General features: G+C 59.4%; 1 protein-coding gene. It reads left to right on the forward strand.

All coding sequences use genetic code 11. From position 1 onward, the window contains the following. The first annotated feature begins 49 nt into the window (after positions 1 to 49). A complete protein-coding gene (locus tag SO180_RS42340) occupies positions 50 to 1,285 on the forward strand; it encodes an IS701 family transposase (protein WP_449384700.1) in 1,236 nt (411 codons plus the stop codon). Positions 1,286 to 1,406: the final 121 nt, after the last annotated feature.

Raw genomic sequence — 1,406 nt, forward strand, 5'->3', positions numbered from 1 at the left:
CTAGCATTACAGTTGTGTTTCTTGCGAAGTTCTGAATCCATGGGCAACCATGATTCGGAGATCGTGGGCGCGGACAGCGTCGATAGAAGAGACGCTTGCGTTGTGGGCTGGGTCGCTTCGTGAGATCAAGAAGCGGATACGTCCGTTGTTTGGGCAAGAGCGAGTTGCAACGAATGCGGGCCTGTTCCTGGAAGGCCTGCTGGGAGATGAGCAGCGCAAGACCGGTTGGATGCGTGCGGAGGCAGCTGGCGATCCGGGCCCGTGGCGTCAGCAGGCCATCCTGGGTCGCAGTAATTGGGATGCTGATGCCTTGCGCGATATCGTCCGCGATTATGTCATCGAGCATTTGGCGGATGACGATGCGGTGCTCGTGATCGATGAGACCGGCTTTCTCAAGCAGGGCAAGGCATCGTGCGGAGTGGCGCGGCAATACACTGGTTCGGCGGGTAAGATCACGAACTGTCAGATCGGGGTCTTCGCGGCCTATGTTTCCCGCCACGGCCATGCATTCATCGATCGTGCGCTGTATCTTCCGAAAGAATGGACCGACGATCCGGATCGTCTGGAGGCTGCCTATGTGCCTGCTGATGTGGGTTTTGCGACCAAACCAAAGCTTGCGACGAGAGCAATCGCACGCGCGATAGCTGCGTCTGTACCGTTCCAGTGGGTTGCTGGTGACACCGTTTACGGTGTTGGCGATATCGAGCAGCAGCTACGTCGGGCCGGCAAAGGCTACGTGCTCGGGGTCAACAGCGCTCATGTATTCCGGTCTTGGGGCAAGCGATCGCCGATCGCCGGGACGGCTGCGGAGATTGCCCGGACGCGGGACTCATCGGACTGGAAGCGTCTATCTGCCGGAGCCGGAACCAAAGGCCCGCGGCTGCACGATTGGTGTTATCTCGAGCTGGCCGATCTCGATGCCGGGCAGTTCAACAGCGCAAATGGCGGTTTGTGGACACGTGGTCTACTGATCCGTCGTCGCATCGCCGATGATGACCTCGCCTTCTTCACCACTTGGTGCCCCGCAGGAACAACCATTGAGGCCCTGATCGCGGTCGAAGGCCATCGCTGGGCGATCGAGGACAGTTTTGAGACGGCCAAGAACGAGTTCGGCCTCGATCACAACGAGAGCCGATCCTGGCATGGATGGCACCGTCATGTCTCACTGGTGATGCTCGCCTTTGCCATGATGGCTACGATCCGCCATCGCGCCAATCCGCCATCGCCAAAAAAAACCAAGCACCGGGCCAAGGCAAAAACAAAAGTATCGCCATCCCGTCGTTGATCCGCTGGTCAATCCAGGAAATCCGCCGCATCGCCGTCAGGTTCGCGCGAAAGCGAATCCAACCCACACGCATCGTCGCATGGTCACTCTGGCGCAGAGCCCACCAAGCCGCAGCCCAGCG

The organism is Bradyrhizobium sp. UFLA05-112 (assembly GCF_053572325.1).